Consider the following 20,147-nt stretch of genomic DNA (forward strand, 5'->3'; position numbering starts at 1 on the left):
CGAAAGGATTCAGCCATGTCCGAACCGTTACTGGAATGCCGCATCGACCGAAACCAGTGGATCTGGAGCGGAAAGCTTCTGGGCAAAAAGGCCGCCGACAGGCTTGCCGGGCGGATGTTCGAGACCTGGCAAAGATTGAATGCCATGTGGCCAGGGATGCCTCAGAACGTGGAACGGATGATCGTAATGGAGGAGGAAAAACTCCGGATTGTGCTGACGAAGCCGCCAAGGCGGTTCTCTTGGGGAGACGATCAAATCGGCATCGTGAACGGCTTCGACGTGACGGTGGTGACCGAAGACGGGATATTCACCCCGCAGCAGCGGGCGGCCTATCTGCGGCTCTACGGTCAATGGCACCTTCGCCGGGCAATCGATGTGGCGCACACCGGCGGCCACTCGATGGCATTGATCCCAAGCCATGAGCCTTATGAAGCGAGTGACGAGGACCTGGAACTGGCGAAGCAGGCCGTGGGCTCTCTCTTTGCGGCAAAAGACCCGGACATGGCACTGGAAGTCTGCCCTCCCAGCGGAGAATACGAGGAGCAGTTCCCATCGAGGCGTCCGGATCCAGGGCTAATCGAGCGCGACATTCTGGCGGCGCGGGCACTCTTGCCGTCAGTCGAAAAGGTGCTGTCCGGCAAGGAATCGCTTCGCCTCATGGAGCGAATCGAGGTGCGTCTCGCCTTCAGCACCCATCATGCCGCCCGGATCATCGAAGTCGCCCGTTCCATCGCCGCTCTCGACAGGGAAACGATCATCAGCCCGGCGCACCTCGCTGAAGCAGTACAGTACGCCCCGCCGGAGTGGCGCGGCCGGAAGAACCCCGGCGATGACGACGGATTCGACGGCTTCTGGGGCAAACCGGTCAGCGTCTATACGCGGGCGCAGGCAATCGCCGACGGGACGCTCGTGGATCTGTCGGCAATCGTTCCCGACGTCTGCCTCCAGCACTACAAATACCCCATAGCCTGCACGGCCGCCGTCTGGGCTATCATCGACGCCGCCGTCCGCAGCAAGCACCACATGAACAGCGTTGCCGGAATCGTCCACGACATCCTCTGGATGAGCCGCGTCTACAGGCGCCAGCTTTCGCCCGATACCGTCATCACGCGCGTGGCCATTACCGGCGCGGGCAGGAAGAAAGTCTACGGCTTCAAGTTAGTTGCCGGACCGGGCGACGACGCCGGGCCCGTCATCACGATCATGCTGCCCGGGGAGGACTAGTTATGGAATATGTTAACCCTGCCCGACCTTTGCTCATTTATCGGGTCATTGGCGGCGACTGGGTCTGGGGCGGCGCTCTGGCCGCCAACGCCAACAGGACAAAGGCCGACGAGGCCGCCGCGTGGGTAAAGTTCGCCTGGGATGGGGTTACGCAGGCGGAACCAGGTGAAATAGCCGGGAATATCCGGTCCATCGCCCTCGTTGCCGAAGGCGAGATCGAGATGGGCGTGGAAGGGCTCCGCCGGCCGAGACAAATCAACTACGTCCCCGGCCTCAAGATCCGCCTGATACCGGTGGCCACGGCCCACGCAGCGCCCGCGTTGGAAGCTTATCGGTCTGTCGTGGAACGCGGCGGATGGGCTCCCCCTGACGACACTCCAGCCCGAACGCTTTACCGTGCACTGGAGCGTGTTTCTCACAGCGCGGTCCACTCGAAAGAGGACGCCAACCGCGCCATGCGGCTCTCGAACGTGGCCTTTGAACGGGACGGCAGCGACATCCTCGTACTCACGACCGACGGCCACCGGCTCACGCTCCACCGGCTGGTGGGCTTTGCAAAGTACGTGAGCCGGTTACCGAAAGCCGATACGATCGTGCCCATCGCGGAGCTGAAAGCGCTCCTGCCGAAGCTGAAAACCGCCCGCAATGTCCAGATCGACCTGTCCAGTCACGAGGGCGAACCGCAGGTCTATAATTACGGCTTCCAGGGGAGCTACGGCCCGGCGCTCGCCGATGCTTTTAGCGGCGCCATCGTCATCGATGGGGAGAGTTTTCATATCCCTGTTGTGAAGCACGAGTTTCTTGAATGGCGGCATGTTTTTCCGAAGCCTGAATGGAACGTGACGGTTGATTCTGGCGAACTGCTCGCCGCCATTTCGGACCTTTATGCCAGATGGTCCGAGACGATGAAAAACCGCCCCAAGCGCTCAGGGAAGAAAGAGCCTTCCGGGCGGCTCCAGTTCGACAGGAAGTCGGTACACATCGAGATCACGCCGGATATTCCGGATAAACCCGACACCTGCTCCGCCACTCTTTTGTCGTCCGGCATCAGCCAGAACCGGCCTGCGAGGTTTTACATGAACTTCCGGTACCTGAGGGACGCCTTGAGGCTGCTTCACGGACCGGTGGTGATCGCCGGCGAGAACGGCGGCACGAACTCCATAGACGGCAATTCCTATCTCGTGAAGCCGGTAAGCCTTCTCGATCCTTCCGGACCTACCGAAATCCTCATCATGCCCATGCATCCGCCCCGCTAGAACGTAAAAGGAGTTCGCCATGGAAGCCGCCGTCACTCCCGGAACCGTTTACTGGGTCCGGTGCGTCCTTGAGCGCCAGAAAGGCATCGGCGGCAAACCCGCCGGACGGCTCTCCAACTCCCAGTCCGCTGTGAAGCTGCTGGAGTTCATCCGGAACACCGACCGGGAGCATATTGTCACGATCTCCCTCTCGACGAAGAACGAGCCGCTCGCCATCTCCGTCGAGGCGATCGGCAGCACGAACTCCGTAAAGTCCGGTCCTGCAGAGCTGTTCCGGGTGCCGATCCTTGCCGGGGCTGTCGGAATCATCATCGGCCACAACCATCCCTCCGGAGACCCCTCTCCGTCGTCCGCCGACCGGCTGTACACGCAGGACGTGGCTGCCTCGGCGAAGCTGCTCGGCATCAGGCTGATCGATCACATCATCGTCGCGCCGGGCAGCGCCTATTACAGCTTTCTGGACGAGGGGGCGCTGGCCTGAAGCTCTTTCCCAACTGCCCGTTGGCAGACGTCTCCACACCGCTTTTCCTGCGGGCCCGAATTCCGGATTTCCCAAGGATATGGCTTCGTTACGGCCGACCCCATGCCTCTAGATACCTGAAAACACCAAGAATTTCGTTGCTCCGAATCCCGCAGACTGATATATAAGCACCAGAGCCACACATCATCCGGCGGCAGAATGCCGCCAAACTGGCGTCCGGAAGCGGTGGGGACCGCTTCCGGTGGGGGAGTCTGGAACATGCGCCGTTTTTTGCCTGTTTTCGCGGGATTTCTGTCTGCCGGAATTTTCGTCCTTCCGCAAGCGGCTTCGGCCGATCCGGTCACGATTTCGATTGACGCTGGGGCCGACACATATGTCCGGAACGGTGCCGATAACACAAACGAGGGCGGGGCGGCATTCTTGCGGATCCAGCAGTCCGGCAACAACCGTGCCTTGGTTCACTTTAGCCAAGTGGAACTCCAGGGCCCTCTACGCGGCCGCAACTTGATATCGGCCACTTTAAAAGCGGATATCGTCCATAACGGAAACAATTGGGGGAGCACGGGACGGACGGTGGATGCCCACCGGATGCGTCAAGGTTGGTCCGAAGGAAATGGAAAAGTCGCGGGGATAAGTCCCAGCGACCGGGGCGATGGCCCGGGCGCCACATGGAACTGTGCCATTGACGCGAACATATCGAACCAAGCAAAAGACTGCACAGCCAATACCGCGTGGAACATGGGTGGCAGTGGCGAAAGACCGTGGGAACTGGTTCCCACCGGAACCGTCCTCATCCAGAACCAGCAGTCCGGCACGGTATCATGGGATGTGACGGCGGACGTGCAGGCATTTCTCGATGGCTCGGTCCCGAACCATGGTTGGCTGCTCCGCAAGACCAATGAAGGCCAGAGCGGCCTCGTGGAATTCGCGTCCAGGGAGAGCGGCAATCCGCCTAGTCTTGTGCTGGTGGTAGAAAACGCAATTTCACCGGAAGCGTCTGCCGTTATCGATGCGGATACAGGCGGATGTATTGAAGTTGAAGACCCTCTCTCTCCCATAGTAGGGACGGGTATCTGCATTCCGCCGGGTGCGCTCGATGAAGATACAGAAATTTTTATACGGGTGAGAAATGAAGATATCGTTCCCGATACGGAAGCATTCGATTGGACGCCCATTGGACCACCAGTAGAATTTGGTCCGGCTGGTCTGCTCTTCGATATTCCTGCCGAGGTTCATCTCCGGTTTAGCATGATGGACCGGTTCCGTTTTGGAGGAACGGACGCCGAGATACACCTGCTGGGCCAGGAATCTCTTGGAGATACGCCATTTCTGGTCACAAGCTTTGATATCGACGAAGAAGATGAACTGATAACTTTTGATACCGGATCGTTCACTACCTTCCAGCCTTTCATTTTCTTCACTACAGCTGGACGGCCAGGGGCGTTCGCGGTTGGCGACCTGAACGGAGACGGCATTCAGGACATGGTGGTCGGAAGCGGCGGAGCAGTTATCGGAGATGCCGACGGCCGGATAACAGTGTACCTTGGTAACGATGCCGATAATGACAGCAAGGGTGACGGTACGTTCTCAAGTTCCGAATATTTGTTGTCGGTCCTGCCTGTTCAGCGGACAGGCCCTGTCACCGGCGTAAACATTGCTGACTACACGGGCGATGGGATTCCTGACATCGCTGTCTACTATAATTCAATACTCTCCACACCCGATAGTCATAAGGTACTGATCCGCATATTCAAGGGCCAGGATTCAAACAACGATGGATTTGGCGATGGGACATTTGAGCGAATAACCAACTGCGGAGGAACTCCTTATTATCTTACCGGTGACTGCGGGATCGGTGGATACGCAAACATGTCGGCCCAAATGGAAACCGCCGATATGAATAATGATGGGAAACCGGATCTTGTAATGTTAATGACAAACCAAAGTCCGGTCGTATATTGTGGAATGTGTAGCCCCAGGATCCACATGTACGTTATGTATAACGTTGGGACCGCGGCCAGGCTGTTTGCAGCCCCGGTTCGTCTCGACCGGTCATCGACGGATACTTCAGGGGCTCTCTACGGATGGCTGAGCCAGATACGCATAGCGGACTTCAATGGCGATTCGAGGCCAGATATTGCAGCAATCAGCGTACCGAACAGTTCCATCCTGGAGATTTACCGGAATACCGGTGGCCGCGTCGACCTCGCCTGGACCCAGCCCTTATGCCTGGCTCCTTTTGTTGGCAATACCTGCCCCAGCGGGCCCTTCGTCGGGTCGCCTGCCAATTTCGACGAATATGCCCCGCTGGACATACTCACGACAGGCGGCATATTCCGTGGAAATGGAGATATCTCGTTTCAGCCACTTGAAAACCATTCTGGACTTACAATTAGCCCATTCTACGAAAGCGTTTCAGCGACCGGTCACATCAATCCGGATATGATACTGGATGTGGTTATTGGGAAAAAGCCAATTACAGTTCAGACCAACCCGTACAGGTATATCAATGCCCTTTCAGTTTTTATGGGAAATGAATCTTCAACCAGCCCCGGTATGGGTGATGCAAGTTTTCATTTCGATATAGATATAACGTACGGCTCCAACTTCAACCGGAAAGATATCCGGATTGCCGATTTCAATAACGACGGTTGCAATGATATAGTTTTGCTCAACGATCGGAACGCTCCCGCCGCATTTTTGCTTACGTTGAATGGGAGTACGGGCTGTGCGTTCGATGTACAGATAACGGTCTTCGAGGCTGACCCGGACATCGTGGCCCCCGGTGACACGTCTACTCTTTCTTGGGGCACCATCAATGCGGATGCCTGCGAGATTCTGGCCGGCAGCGTCCTTCTGCATGTTCTGGATTCTGGTGAGCTGGCCGCCGGAAGTTTCGATGTATCCCCAAATGCTACTACTACCTACACACTGACGTGCCAGGGACATAACGGGCCGGTGTCAGCCCAAGCGGAAGTCCGCGTGAACCGTCGGCCAGTAGGGACAATTCTTACCCCTGGCGGCGACGAACTGATCGCGGTCAGCGATGTTCTGGATTTTACGGCTAGCTGCATCGACCCCGACGGCGATACCGATCTGACGCACTCATGGCGGTTCAACGGGGCGGCACCGGACTCGTTAGTCCAGAATCCGGGGAGCATCCAGTTTGGCGAGACCGGTACGTACGTCATCACGTACATCTGCACCGACAGCTTTGGCTTTGGCAGCATTCCCTCGCAGCTGACTGCCATCGTCAACAGTCCGCCAGACGGAGTGATCAGCCTGCCAGCCGAACCAGTCGTGATCATTCCGGCCGGCGGCAGTATCGAGTTTACCGGCACATGCACGGATCCGGAAGACGACGTCCCGTTCGATCATCTCTGGACGTTCGGCGGTGGCGCTCCGGACTCCCTGTTGGAATCGCCCGGGCTGGTTGCCTTCGATTTTCCCGGCACATACCTGGTGACTTATTTGTGCATGGATGGCCTCGGTTTTGCCGATCCCGTTCCGGACACCCGGATGGTGATTGTCAATTCCCCGCCCGAAGGGGTCATTATTCAGCCCGATGGCGACCGCACGATCAGTGCTGGCGTTGCGCTGGATTTCGTTTCCAGCTGCACGGACCCCGATGACAGCCAGCCCTTCAGCCACCTGTGGGTGTTCAGTGGACCGGAGGATTTCACGTCCACCGACCAGGATCCGACAAATATCGTGTTCAATCTGACCGGCACCTATACGGTCACCTACATCTGCACTGATGGCTACGGTCTGAGCGATACGGACCCGCCGGGCATCCTGGTCACCGTCGAGGCTCCCGAGGCTGTGATAATCCGGTTCGAGATTTTTGAAAGCGGCCAGGGCTGCGCGCGGCTGGAATGGGAAACGGAGAACGCGGTCAGCTGCCAGATTACGAGCAGTCTTACCGGTGAACCGGACATGCCGTACAACATCCCCGATGACGGGCAGCATCTTGGCAATGTTAGCAGCGGCTCCCTTCCGGTTACACCCTGGGATGACGTAACCTACGCGCTGACATGTCAGAACTCCGCAGGCCAGGCGGGGCAGTCCCATATTGCGCTGTTCAGCTCCAATGCCCAGCCGGGCATCCGGTATGTGCGGGCAAACCAGACCCTGCCATTGGACCGGCAGAACGGCAGGAGTTGGTGCACGGCTTACCGGCATATTTATGATTTACCACTACGCACGACAGGTAACCTGTATGACATGATGTGGATCGCCCGCGGCCGGTATACTGCCAGAATTCCCGACGGGATAATCGGGCCAACGAACCGAGTACCTCCGGTCCTAACAGCACAGGCGAATGTTGATGTTTACGGCGGGTTTATCGGCGACGAGACGCTGATTTCAGAACGTCCAGCGGTTCTGATCCCAGAGGTTGACGAAATTCCTGGCACTTGTCCGCTTGGCGATGAAGTCTACAACACCTCCGTAGTAACTTCACCAATGTTGCGGCCACAGTGTAATTGCAAATTTGCAGTCCGCAATAACGCGCTCCCGCTGTGGTCAGCTGCTACAGTTCTGGATGGAGATACATTCGACACTACACAGTTCGGTCCAGGCATTGAAGGTTGTGGGCTTATCGGTAACCTGGATATCCATGATAGCGTTCATGTCGTGGAGATTCCCACTTTTGGGAATTTGCCGATTGTCACCCGACTCAATGGACTGGTAATTTCTGGAGGGGTCGCTCCAACACCTGGTGGAATATCCGATACTGAGCCTTCTTCGCGAGGCGGCGGTGTGTACGTGGCACAAGGCAACGTGTTACGAGATGTTATATTCCGTGATTCGCTCGTTCTAGGCAATCATGCTGCAAGGGGTGGGGGAATTTGGGCCACAGGGAGTGGGCTTGTGATCGAAAACGTAGTTATACGAAATAATAGCGCAAGCTTCAGTGCCGGTGGATTGCTGAAACGTGGCGGTGCCGATAATAACAGAGATTTAATAATATCTGATAGTATATTTAGTTATAATTATGCCGATCAATTGGCTGGGGCAATCGAATTACAAAATCATAATAGTATCAGAGATTCTGTATTTTCATACAATCGTTCACAAGGCCAGGCTGGAGCGATTTTTGTAGAAGGATCTGCAAGAAACAGCGTCACCAATTCAGTATTCTTAGCGAACAAAGCTGCACGTGCCGGAATACCTTCTGGGGGTAACGGTGGTGCAATAAGTTTCGGAACAGCAACTTATAGCCTCACGATAACAAATACCGCCTTCATTTTTAATGAAGCTTATTCTCAGGGAGGCGTCATCAATATTCCACTTCGGGCTTCAATAAACATACATAACACGATTTTTTGGGGTAATAAGTTACTACGACCTCTTATTACCAGAGGAGACATAATATTTAGCGATGCGCAAACAAGCAACGTGAATATTTCCGGTTCATGCGCTACTTATTCCCATATCAGATTTCCACCAACCGGCGGCACGCCCTTTTCCAGCAGTTCTAATGTTGATATTTCATCACCAGCACAGAACCCGATAGTTATTTCTGGAGATACATTTAGCCACCAGTCCGACCCGTTGAAAGTCTATCTCAAGCAAGACGGCAGCGATCCTGGAAGCGACTGCTTCAACGGCATCGCCGGGCTGGACTCTTCGGTCCACACAGAAATGGCGACTAATGCCGAGGCTGTCGGGCTCGTCTGGCAAAACCTCACGACGAACAGCGACCAGTCGACGGACATGAGCCCGGTCGATCCAGGGGTGCATTATGTGCCTCAGGTGTCCGGAAGCGGCGCATTCTGGAGCCTCGCCTCGCTTACGGGACCGGAGGCACGGTTCGGGCATATTCTGGCTGATCCAGAGGGTGTCTTTGTCCTCTTTGGCGGCGAAAATGGAAATGGCGACCTGCTCGGAGATACATGGGAACTGGCTGATGGAATCTGGACGGAAGTGGCGGGGGACGGCCCGCCGCCAAGAACCAAGCACGCCGCCGTCCACGACACCCTTCGAGACTCGATTATCATGTTCGGAGGACGGGGAACCGCCGGTACAAGCGGAGATACCTGGCTGTATGCCGATGGCGCCTGGCTGGAACTGTCAGTTACTGGCAATGTTCCGGACGCCCGCGAAGGTCATGCTCTCGCCTACGATGACAACCGGGATACCATCGTCCTGTTCGGTGGGATGGATGGCGGTAGCCGGTTCGGAGACACATGGGAACTCATCGAGTCCGCTGGAGACTGGGCATGGACTCCGGTGGACACATCTGCCTGTCCGGCGCAGCCGTCGCCACGGGACAATCATGCCCTCTCGTATGATGCCGCCGGTGGCGCGATCCTGCTTTTTGGCGGCCGTGACGATTCGGGTGCGCTGAACGATACATGGCATTTCGACGGCAGTTGCTGGTCGGAGCAATCGCCTGCCGGTTCTTCCCCCTCACCCCGGTTCGGCCATGCGATGGCCCATGATTCCGCCGCCGGTGTCGTGATCCTGTTCGGCGGAGCCGGTGGCGGGCCGCTGACATGGGAATGGGACGGAACCAGCTGGAACCCAACGCCTTCCACGGGCCCGGAACCCCGGCGGGATCACTCGATGGCATACGACGCGGCCCTGAACCGGACATTCCTGTTCGGCGGAACAGAGCCCGGCGCCGCAGACGACCGGTTATATGGTGACACATGGAGCTATGGGGCCCGCAATCTGGAAATATTACATTTCGCAGCGAATCCCCGGACGATATTCCCCGGCGAGTCCGCAACCCTTGCCTGGCAGTGGATAAACGCAGACAGCTGCACCTTGGACGATGGGTCGGGGCCGGTGCCTTTGCTGGTCGGCAGCCCGCTCCCCGTCAGCCCCGCCACTTCGACGGCATATACCCTTGAGTGCGCGAATTCGGGTGGCAGTGTCTCCGCAACTGCCACGGTAACTGTGGATTACAATGTAACGGTCCGTTCGTTTGCGGCATCGGCTGGGGTCATTTTGCCCGGAAACACAGCCGAGCTTTCCTGGCACGCAGCCAATGCCACTTCCTGTGAAATCCTGCCCGCCGTCGGAATGGTCGATCCGCAGGGCGGTACAGCGACGGTTAGCCCCTCGGAGACCACGGTATATGAACTTGTTTGTGACGGGCCACAGGGCGGACCGGTATCGCAATTCGTCACCATCTCCGTCGCATTGCTGGACTGTGAACCCGGATTCGTCGATTTCGGACCGCTTCCCGTGGGCGAGCCCGCTCCGTCGGAAGTTATCACCTGCACCAACGTCAGCAGCGTGACGCTTGAAATCGATCTGGTGGCATCGCAGTTCCTGCAAGACGGCTCGGACTTCAGCATCATACCCCTTTCAGGATCCCCCCAGATTGCGCCGGGCGACGACCTCGTCCTGTCGGCCGATTTCACCCCGCAGCAAGGCGGGTACCGTCAGGCGCTTTTGATCATCGCATTCGAGGGCCATGCCGATAAGGTCATGGTCTCGCTTGCCGGGACCGGAGAGACGGATGAGTTTAATTCGCTCGTATGCGATGCCGAGACCATCTTTTTTGGTTCCGTCGTGGTCGGGGAGACCTCCGGCAGCATCATATGGACCTGCCAGAACCAGGGAACGGGCGATCTCACGATCGATCTTGATTCCATAGTCTCGACCGGCGATGTCGACGATTTCGATATCCTGACGACGAGCAGCCCGCCAGGAGAACCGATCGGTCCGGGCGAGATTTTCTATATCGACTGGATCTTCCAGCCAACTGAGGCCGGGCTCCGCTCCGCATCCGTTAGCTTCTCGTATCTGGAAAGCACGGCAGTAACGATGCTGCAGGCTTCGGGGACTGGTGTTGTACCTGATGTCCAGATACTCAGTTTTACCGCATCTCCAGATGAGACCCTTTATGGCCAGGCTACTCAGCTTCTGTGGTACACGCAATATTCCCTTTCCACATGTAATCTTTTCGATGGAGAAAGCATGATTTCTGTAAGTGCGGGCAATGACGTCGTCGAACAGATGGTTATCACTCCATTACGCACGACGACATACACCTTGACATGCGATGGTCTCAACGGAATCTCCTCACAGCAGGCTCAGACCACCATTTCAATCGCCCCAGTATCGATTCTTGACTTTGTTACAAATCGCAGCCGGTTTCTGTTTGACGGCCCACCCACCATTGCTGAAGGCGAAACGGCCACGCTTTCCTGGCGAGCTTCGAGCGCCGCCTTCTGCCTGATTAACGGTAATTTGGCAGGTAGCGAACCGGTTGGGACATCGGAACAATCCCTGATTGTCCAGCCTTCAGGAAATACCCTGTATACACTCGAATGTCATGGGCCCGAAACAGTCGCTTATTCGACTCTTCAAGTTAATGTCCGTGGTTTCGGTCCATCCAGGTACATCTCGGCCACCCCAATACCTGCCCGTGTCGACGTCATCCATACACTAGATGATGGTTCTTTCATCATCGCGGGAATGCTCCCCACAGGGACTCCGGTGGTATTTGGTCAAGGTCAGCCCAACGAAACCCTGATTCCGGCAGATGATGGCGGCAGGATATTCGTGGCTAAATATGATCCAAATCATACTTTTGAATGGATCGTGTATTCAAATTCACCCCAACATCCCTGGCATACTTCGTCCAGTAAAATCAGAGAATTAAGCGATGGATCATTTGTAATAGATGGACAATATATCGGACAGCTAATATTTAATGAAGGCACGGCGAATGAGTTTATCCTGCCATCATCAACAATCCTAGAAACGTCAGTTTTTATAATCAATATAGCTTCAAATGGTGATCCAGTCTGGGGTGGATATATTCATGGAATTCCCAGCTCTGGAATTGGTCGAGCGAGCTATGACGTTGATTTAATCGATAATCTTCATGCTGTATTTTCGATAAGGTCAAATTCAAATTCCACTAACGTCGTCATCGGGACTACAAGCGGGGACAACAGTTCCTATCAGATTTCTAATGGGCTTTACATGGTTCGTTTTGCCGTGGATGCCGTCGCATCGGTACCGCTGCTGCTGGCTACTGCCGATACCTTTGCGGAGACCGGTAGGTTATCCGTCGACATTCCGGACGATTCTGAAAGCATATATATTGCTAGCAACCTCACGCTGTCATCTGGTCAGTTCCCAGGAAACCCCGCTGTTTTCGGTCCAGGCAGCAACAATGAAATTGTAATAGACCCTCCGCCATTTCCTCACACAATCTCCCGAAAGGTTGTCTTGGCAAAATACGAACTGACGGGCGAGCCATATTGGGTCAGCACGATAGAACCCCTCTTTGGTGGAATACCAAGCACATCGACCTTATTGGTCGACAACGATGATGTATACATAGCGGGAAGTATCGATGGTACGGGTGCTGTTTTTGGGCTTGGTGAACCCGGAGAAGTCGAGCTGGATCAACCTTTTGAAAGCATTACTAACTCATCTTATATTGCAAAATACAACAGCTTGACTGGTGCATTCGATGGCGTGAAGGAGCTTACCGCTCGCTCCATGTCACTGGGGGCACCGTATCCGGCGCAGAGCACGGACTTTTCTACTTTTATAGTTTCCATATCTTCTGTCTCTGCTGGACGGGTACTGTGCGGCGGGTATTTTCAGGGCGAGCTATTTATACGCAAGAATACGCCAGAAGAATACTCAACGGTTCCATACATCAGCCCACTTGCTGAATTTCCGGGCTCTGCGTTGACCGGCATAGTCAAGGATTGCGGGTTCGGATCAGTTTCGAATAGTATGATAAATATTGGTCCCGGATTTCTGCCTTCGGCAAGCTATAATTCGGGGAAATACCTGTCGGCAGTTTCTGTATCCACTCCATTTCATGTGGGTCCGTCATACGAAACTGAAGGTATTTTAATTACTCCTGATGCTCTGTCAGTGGTTGTTGAACTGGATGTGAACGAGTAGCGGCTACTCCCCCCAAACCACGAATGGCCACTCATCCCTGCGAATGTACGAGGTCGATATGCTTGTGGGGAAATCCCGGCGGAAAACCAGGCACGGAGAGCCATCCTTGGGACATTCTGGAGCAGACAGTTTTCGTGGCGGGACCATCTTGAAGTCGTATTCGATAAGCTGCCAGTAGGGGAGTATCCGCGGCAGCCGAACTGCTGTAATCGCCTGCGCACCGATGATGTCCGATTTACGCTGATGTAAAAGTTGCCGGGTTTCGGCATATAGCCGCCCCCACGTTATCCGGCATCTGATATCCCAGGCCAGGAACAGGACGGATACCAGAAGCCACAGGGCGATTCCGGAGCGAACGGCTTTCATGTGCAGCCGAGTGGCGGTGTCCGGCAACGCAAGCGCGACCATGCCGGAAGCAGCCAGAAGGTAGCCGCCCGTGGCAGGATACCCGTAACGGGAACCGGCGGCATCCGATACGAAGACGGGGATAGCCTGAATGCTGATGGCCCATAGCAGTCCGGTGCGGACCGCTGGCGACGGCAGCAGAAACAGCGCGAGAACGGCCGCCAGCGACAGGTAACCCGTCACCGGCACCTCATGGAGCGTCGAGGGGGAAAAGAAGACGAATCCCCGGAACAGCGCTTCTCCCATGCGGGAGAAAAAATCCCCGTTGGGAATCACCCGGGGATATATCGCCGCCCAGTAACCCGGACGAAAATAGGCATTCAGCGCACAAACAAACCCCAAGCCGGACATCACGGCCAGCGGGGGAAGGATTCCGGAAACCCGGCGGCGCAGGGACTGGTTGTCTTCAAGAAACAGCGACCACGCCAGGCAGATACCAACGATACCGGCAGCGGAGGGTTTCGAATACAGGGCAATGGCGTAAGGTGCAATTGCCACCCAGCGGAACCGGCGCGTCGAACCACCTTTCGACCAGAGCAGAACCGTGCATGTGGTGAGCAGCCCCAGCAGAACGTCGTTGATCGCAGCCGCCCAGAGGAGCGCCTCGCTTCCGGCACGGTAGAATGAGGCCGCAATCGCCCAGAACAGCGCTGGCCGCCTCTGCATGAGCGGCCTGAACAGCATAAACAGCAATCCGCAGTGGGCGCCGTGGAGCAGGGCCGCGATCACATGGGCCGTGATGTGCGGATTTTCCGGATTGAGGGGAAGAAGCGCCTTCCAGTAGGCCATGTACAGGATGAATGGCCCGGCTTCGCCGGTGAAGATACTGCCCCAGGATGTTCTGGCCACCCAGGCCGAGAGTATCAGGTCATCGGCGAAAAGCCCGGCCGATAGTGCAATGGGGATCCACACCAGCCCGGCTGACAAAGCCAGCGTGACGGCTATCTTACGGTCAGTAAAGTGCATGAAGCGGCAGCTTCCCCCTATCGGTCAATCCCTGACGGCGTTTCCCGGCCGGATGTGCTGGCGGATACGAAGCGCACACCGGGGCCCAGCGCACGTGAGGGATATTTTCCGGTCGATCTCAGCTCTCCCTGATAGTAGTTCTCCCTGAACAGCAGGCATGGATCATCCTGTGAACTGCAAACCCCTTGTGACAACACCAGCGGCAACCGGAGTTTGAGATCGTACAGCAGGACTTGCTCGGTCCAGGACTCGTTGGGCTGCCCGGCGTTGACAACCTGCAACCGGCCGGCTTCCGCCAGTTCGGTCTTGTTGGCTTCCAGCACAAGACGCAGTTCCGTATAGGCCGATCCCCAGCTTCGCCGGAATGCAATGTCACGGCCGTTGGCTGCCAGATGGGCAAGCCCCCACAGCAGCGCCGCCGCCAGAAGCCACCGATTGCGGCGCGGGTGTTTCCTGGAAAAGCGGTGCGCAAGGTGCACCAGGACCACCAGAAGTCCCAGCATCCCGGAGTAGACGTATCGCCCGCCCATGAACCCCGACGCGACCAGGGGCGGCGCCAGAAATGCCAGAAACCAGCACAACCCGAAGCGGACCACGGGCGAAGCGAACACAAGCCAGAGAATAAAGAGCCCGGTGACGGAAAATCCGATGACTTCATGTTCGATGATCCCGACCGGCCGGACAAGAAGCAGCGACCGGAGGATCGACTCCCCCACCCTGACTAGCCCCATCATGAACAGGGGCTTTTCGGGATAGACAACATCCCACAGGCCGCGCACCCTGAAGGCAAAGGCCGCATAACCGGCACCGGTGAACGCGATGACCGCAAACCACTTTGCCCGGTGCTGGCCAGTGTCTTTGCCAAACAGGGAAAAGCCGAGGTCATGAACGGCAAGACACGGGACAATGAATACCGCATTGGGCTTGGTGAGCATGGCGGCGGTGAAGGCAAGAAAGGCGGGCAGATAGAACCGGGAGTTCGTGGCCGACCGCCGCCAGCAGAAAAGGGTCAGGAGCAGAAACAGACAAAGCATTCCGTCGTTCTCGGCGGCGGCCCAGAGCCATGCCTCGTTTCCGGGCCGGTAGATCGCGGCAAGAACGGCACCGGCCGCAGCGTAAGCAGCCGGGAAGAAGTCCGACAGGAGCAGGAAAATGAGGAGACAGTTGATGCCGTGAACGATACCGGCCCAGACGTGGGCCACCGCGTACGGCTCACCCGGATTCATGATAACGGCGAATTTCCACTTGAGCAGATAGAGCGGCAGCGGGGCCGCCTTCAGCGTCAATATGTCCGTCCATGAATTGTCGCGGGCCCAGGCGGCCAGTAGCAGGTCGTCGGTATAAGGACCGCTCAGATAGCCAAGGAGGGCCGAGATGCATCCTGTGACGGCTGCAGCCGCCGCGAGCACCGGCCACCGGTACCCCAGGGAGCCCTGTCCGGTTGTCGCCGTCCCGTTCATTCGGTCAAAGACCTTCGCCGGAACAGAACCAGATAGTTTTCCGGACTGTCGGCAACGGGTGTCGGCGGGACGTTGACCTTCACCCGTTCCCAATCATCACGGCTTTCCAGCTCGGCCTCGAACTCGTCATATTTCCACGGACATGCGTGCTGCATTCCCGGAAACCGGGCACAGTTGTCCAGCAGCACATGGTCGGCCCCGGTCTCCCGGAGTTTCCCGTCGAGCCTGGATTTGCTGTATACGTGCCGTCCCCACGGGAACAGTTTCCTGTCGCTACCGAACAGATCGTATTCATAAGCGACACTGGAGCCCATGTAGAGGACTCTGGCATTTCCCGGCAGCCCGGATGCAACCGGCCTCAGCGAAAACATGGCGGTGGCGGGGTTCCCATCGATCCGGTAGGACCGGTAATAATGCACGGTTCCTGCCAGAACCCCGCCGCCCTGTATCAGGGCGAGCGAAACAACAACCCAGATGCCAGCCTTGCAGCGGGCGGCCAGCGCGCCGAAGGGAATCATCCAGAGGGCCACTGCAAAAAACAGGATTCGCGTCAGCCCCGGCTGCCAGCGGATGAGATACAGGGCAAGCGCAATGGAAACTGCCGACACAAGGGAAACCTGGAAATGGAAGGGGGCCGGCCTCTCGCGGATGGACATCAGCGACCAGATGACGGCCCCAAGGCCGATGATATTGAAAAGCCCCATATTTCCCGCCCCGCCCTGGGCGACGTAGCGGAACGGCCCCGGCCACAGCCCTTCGGTTTCCTGGGGCAGTTCCCGGTGCATGCCAATCAATGACGCAAACGAAGCAAGGAGCCGCTCAATCCAGTGCGACAGTTCCGTCAGCCACGGCATGCCGAGATGGCCTCCGGCTTCCGGAGTCAGCGGATTCAGCAGGGTGACAACGAAACGGAACAGGTGGACTCCAAATCGCCCGAGCGACGGATCCCGGTAAATCTCCGCCTCCATCGGTCCTATGGAAAACGGCCGTCCGAACCATTTCCAGGTATAATAGGCAGTAAAGACAAGACCGCTGCCGATGGCGGCGATGACGACCGCCCCCGACATGTACAGGCACGTTTTGCGGAGTTGCGGCCGCTCGCGGATCAGCCAGTAACCTGCAAGAAGCATCACGGGAGCCGACACGGGTTTGGCCGAGATCGACAGCACTGCCAGACCGGCAGCCACGGCCAGCCAGACCGGCCGCCGGGATTCTTCCGCACTCCGGGCCCTGAGCCCGCAATAAAGGCAGCCGAATACCCATACGGTCTGGTAGAGTTCCGGCTTCAGGCTCAAGAGCAGGCCGGGAATGAGCCCGGCGGTGGCAACGAGCGCGGTCAGGGCTGCCCTGAGCAGCGGCGCCGTTCCCAGCAGGGTCAGGACACCCCATACCGCGAGGACCAGCAGCGGATGGGCGAGCCACATGGCCAGTTTCCCGGCGGTTTCCGAACCGGTGAGCGCCACGGCGCCAGCGAAAATCAGGTCCGTGCCGTAGGGCAATGCCATCATCTGGACCGTTGCCGACTCGACCGGCAGTATCGACCGGTTCTGGATGAAATACAGGGCCCTGGGTGCGTGGTACAGGCGGCCATCACCGTCGACAGGCATCGACAGCGCGCCCCAGAATGTAACCAGCAGGTTCAGGCCGATTACAGTTATGAGTATGACCTTGAAGGTTTTCTCCAAGGCATCTGCCGAACGCTGGGAGTCGCCGATCACGGTATATCCCGAAGATTAAGTTCCGCCAGTGCCGGGGGCAATCTCCCAGATTTCCTGCTGACAACGGCCTTGGAAGCTGATCCGGGAGCGCCCATGCCGTCAGGTAACAGCCCTATCCGCCTCACGGCGCCGTGGCCCGGGCCACGGCCGGGTATGGAAGCCCGGTGCACCGGATCGTGAACGCCGTGCCCGGCGGCTGGCCGTGGCTCGTCGAGCCCGCGTCCAGATCGCCCGGCGGAACGTCGTAGAGAAAGCTGTCGTCCCTGCTTTCGATCCGGCACCCGTCCGCGTTGCGGGTGGTCCAGGCGAGTTCCGTCTCCCCGGCGCCGAACGTCAGCACCACCACCGCCGCCGGATCATGGTGGCGGCCCATGTCCACCGTGCCGGTATCGGGGCTGCCGTCCATGCGCGTCGTGAGGTTGCGCCAGTCGAGCCCGGCGGCAGGAAAGCCAGAGTCCGGATCGTCGGCGAGCCCGTCCGAACCGGCATCCACGCAGGGCGAGGCCGGATCGAGATACAGCTCGCCGCTGGCCGCCCGGATGAAAGGATCGGCGGAAAGGAGGATGTTGCCGGTGCCGGGGATCGGTTCGCCGGCACAGTTGTAGGAAGCTGCCAGGATGCTACTGCCGTAGCTTTCCAATGTTCCAACCCCTCCACCATGCCAGAACGCCGAATTACTGACCGTGAGGGTTCCATCGCCGCTGCTCTTCAAAACATAGTCCCCGTAAAACGTGGAACTGGAAATGGCGAGCTCCGCGTTGGATACGCCCACTGTTCCGTGAGTCCATACGTTGCTGTTCTCGTAAAACGTAGAGTTTATAACTACGACTTGTGGTTTAATGCCTGTATGATCATTAACCTGAACCGCAGAGGCGTGTGTCTCTGAATACTTCCGGGAAATGATGACGCGATCGATCAATCCTGGATGATTCTCGATAAGGATTCCGCCGCCTGTGCCGCATGCATAAAAGGCCCACGGCACCGGACAATCGTATCCGCCCTCGCCATCATCAGTGCTGGGATTCAACAGGGCAGAATCCGTGATCTCGAAGTAGGCGGGGTAGTTCTCGTCCCCACTGGACCACAGATAAACTTCCGGGCCATCGTCCATTGAGTAGTTCCCGATAACCGTTCTCCGGATCTGAACCACCGAATCCGACCCGATGACTCCGTTGATATCGAATAGGGTTATGTTCTCCCACAGCAGGGAATCTGAAAGCTCCATCTCGGACCTGTCGACGGAAATCGCCCCACCGACATAGGCATAATTGCGGGATATCGTGAGCTGGTCCATGCGGACTAGGCTCTCCACAAAACCTACCGCTCCGCCTATTCCATTATGCAGGTTATTGAGAATACGGGTGTGCTCGATGCTGACGTCGGAATGTTCCGCGTATATCCCGGAGCCCAACCCCCCGGATGTAATAAAATTCGGTATGCAGTTCCAGAGAACCTGGCTGTTGCGAATCGCCAGATTCGCTTGACCGGAAATGAAAATGCCGCCACCCCCATAGTTGTAAGGATTCCACGGAATGATATCCCACGATATTGTATTTCCTCCGGTAACAACCAAACCGTCCAGTGTGGCATCCGATGCGGCCACCACCACATGCAGGCTGTTGTCGGGCTGCTGGCACTGTCCCAGCAAGAATTCAAAGAAATCCGCAGGCTCCGGGCCGTCATCCCCATTGAAATCCCCGCTGAGCACGGTGGCCAGCACCGGGTCGGGCCGTTCGGACAGGTCGCCCTCCGTTCCCGCGAACCCGCCATACACGCTCACCCCGTCCTTCATCACCAGAACCGGCTCACGGGCCGCCGGGCCCGTGTACCGCCCCTCGGCCACCCACACCTGCTGGCCCGCGATGGCCGCGTCCATGCCCTGCTGCACGGTCCGGAACGCCGTCTCCCAGCTTGCGCCGTCTCCGCCCGGCGGGGCGTCGGCGCTCACATGCACCACATCGCCCGGCACCCCGTTCACCGTGACCGTGAGCGGGGCCTCGTCCCAGGCCCCCTCCGGGTCGGTGCACCGGTAGGTGACGCCATAGGTTCCCGGCGTCCCGAAGGTGACGGCGCCGGGGTTTTGTACGAAATCATCCGGCGCTCCGCCGCCATAGGCCCACAGGTGCGTGAGGGGACTATCGCCGTCGGGGTCGGTGCAGTCGCCCGCGAACTCCACCGCGTGACCGGCCGCTATCGTCACGTCCGTACCCGGCTGGACGATCCCGGCCACGGGAGGCTGGTTGTCAGATAACGACGCCCCATTTGCCGTGGCTGTTTGCGTCCACGGACAACCCGAAAGCGGTAGCAGAAGCGATAACCACCCGGCGACAGCAATGAGCGACGATGTCCGCATAATGGCTCAATGATTTTACAGCAAAATCCAGTCCACAATTGGATATTTCCATGCCAAAAATATCACCTGTAATTTCTGATAGTTGTCGAAACATATCCTCACCCGCTTCGGCGTGATCTTCGTCAATTAGATACATTTATGCGGTATTGGTGCCGTTATTTGTCAGCAGTGACAAATAACGGCAGTAGCGCCATTCCAAGAATCTCTTATGCGCCCTCACCGCCTGCTTTCCTCACCCTTCTCCAGATCTCCCCGTTGCGCTTCATCTTCTCCAGCCGCCTGACGAGGGAGCGGGGAAGCGGAGCGGTGGCTGCGGGGGGCGGCTTCCCGCCGGAACCGGCCTTCCCGTCACTGTCTGGCGGCCTTGCGGCCGCCGCCATGCGAAGCTTGCCA

The 20,147-nt window shown here is 57.6% G+C and carries 10 protein-coding genes; 4 read left to right on the forward strand and 6 right to left on the reverse strand.

What is annotated here, in order from left to right; all coding sequences use genetic code 11:
• Window positions 1-15: 15 nt before the first annotated feature.
• The 4 genes from KIT79_15420 to KIT79_15435 all read left to right on the forward strand — a co-directional run bounded on the left by KIT79_15420 (window position 16) and on the right by KIT79_15435 (window position 12,852).
• Window positions 16-1,224 carry a hypothetical protein gene (locus KIT79_15420; GenBank protein MCW5830696.1) on the forward strand — a complete coding sequence of 403 codons (1,209 nt, stop codon included), beginning with the start codon at window positions 16-18 and terminating at the stop codon, window positions 1,222-1,224.
• Between the two features lie 29 nt (window positions 1,225-1,253).
• Window positions 1,254-2,480, forward strand: coding sequence for a hypothetical protein (locus KIT79_15425; GenBank protein MCW5830697.1), 1,227 nt, complete (start codon window positions 1,254-1,256; stop codon window positions 2,478-2,480).
• A 19-nt stretch (window positions 2,481-2,499) separates the two neighbouring features.
• Entirely contained in the window at window positions 2,500-2,961 is a 462-nt protein-coding gene (locus KIT79_15430) for a JAB domain-containing protein (GenBank protein ID MCW5830698.1), read from the forward strand.
• A 258-nt stretch (window positions 2,962-3,219) separates the two neighbouring features.
• Window positions 3,220-12,852 (forward strand): VCBS repeat-containing protein, encoded by a 9,633-nt coding sequence (locus KIT79_15435; GenBank protein MCW5830699.1) that lies wholly within the window; start codon window positions 3,220-3,222, stop codon window positions 12,850-12,852.
• 3 nt (window positions 12,853-12,855) lie between these two features.
• Here KIT79_15435 and KIT79_15440 read toward each other — a convergent pair whose 3' ends face one another.
• The 6 genes from KIT79_15440 to KIT79_15465 form a co-directional block, all read right to left on the reverse strand.
• The gene (locus KIT79_15440; protein MCW5830700.1) at window positions 12,856-14,223 is read right to left on the reverse strand and encodes a hypothetical protein; all 1,368 of its coding nucleotides are present in this window, start codon (window positions 14,221-14,223) and stop codon (window positions 12,856-12,858) included.
• 17 nt (window positions 14,224-14,240) lie between these two features.
• Entirely contained in the window at window positions 14,241-15,683 is a 1,443-nt protein-coding gene (locus KIT79_15445) for a glycosyltransferase family 39 protein (protein MCW5830701.1), read from the reverse strand.
• Entirely contained in the window at window positions 15,680-17,401 is a 1,722-nt protein-coding gene (locus KIT79_15450) for a hypothetical protein (protein MCW5830702.1), read from the reverse strand. Before KIT79_15450 ends, KIT79_15445 begins: the two co-directional genes overlap by 4 nt.
• Before the next feature lie 121 nt (window positions 17,402-17,522).
• A complete protein-coding gene (locus tag KIT79_15455) occupies window positions 17,523-19,631 on the reverse strand; it encodes a right-handed parallel beta-helix repeat-containing protein (GenBank protein ID MCW5830703.1) in 2,109 nt (702 codons plus the stop codon).
• Window positions 19,632-19,644: 13 nt separating this feature from the next.
• A complete protein-coding gene (locus KIT79_15460; protein MCW5830704.1) occupies window positions 19,645-19,890 on the reverse strand; it encodes a hypothetical protein in 246 nt (81 codons plus the stop codon).
• Window positions 19,891-19,960: 70 nt separating this feature from the next.
• Window positions 19,961-20,147: hypothetical protein (locus KIT79_15465; GenBank protein ID MCW5830705.1), on the reverse strand; the 187-nt coding region annotated here is incomplete at its 5' end.

The organism is Deltaproteobacteria bacterium, from assembly GCA_026129095.1.
In the GTDB taxonomy this organism is placed as follows: Bacteria; JAGRBM01; JAGRBM01; order JAGRBM01; family JAHCIT01; genus JAHCIT01.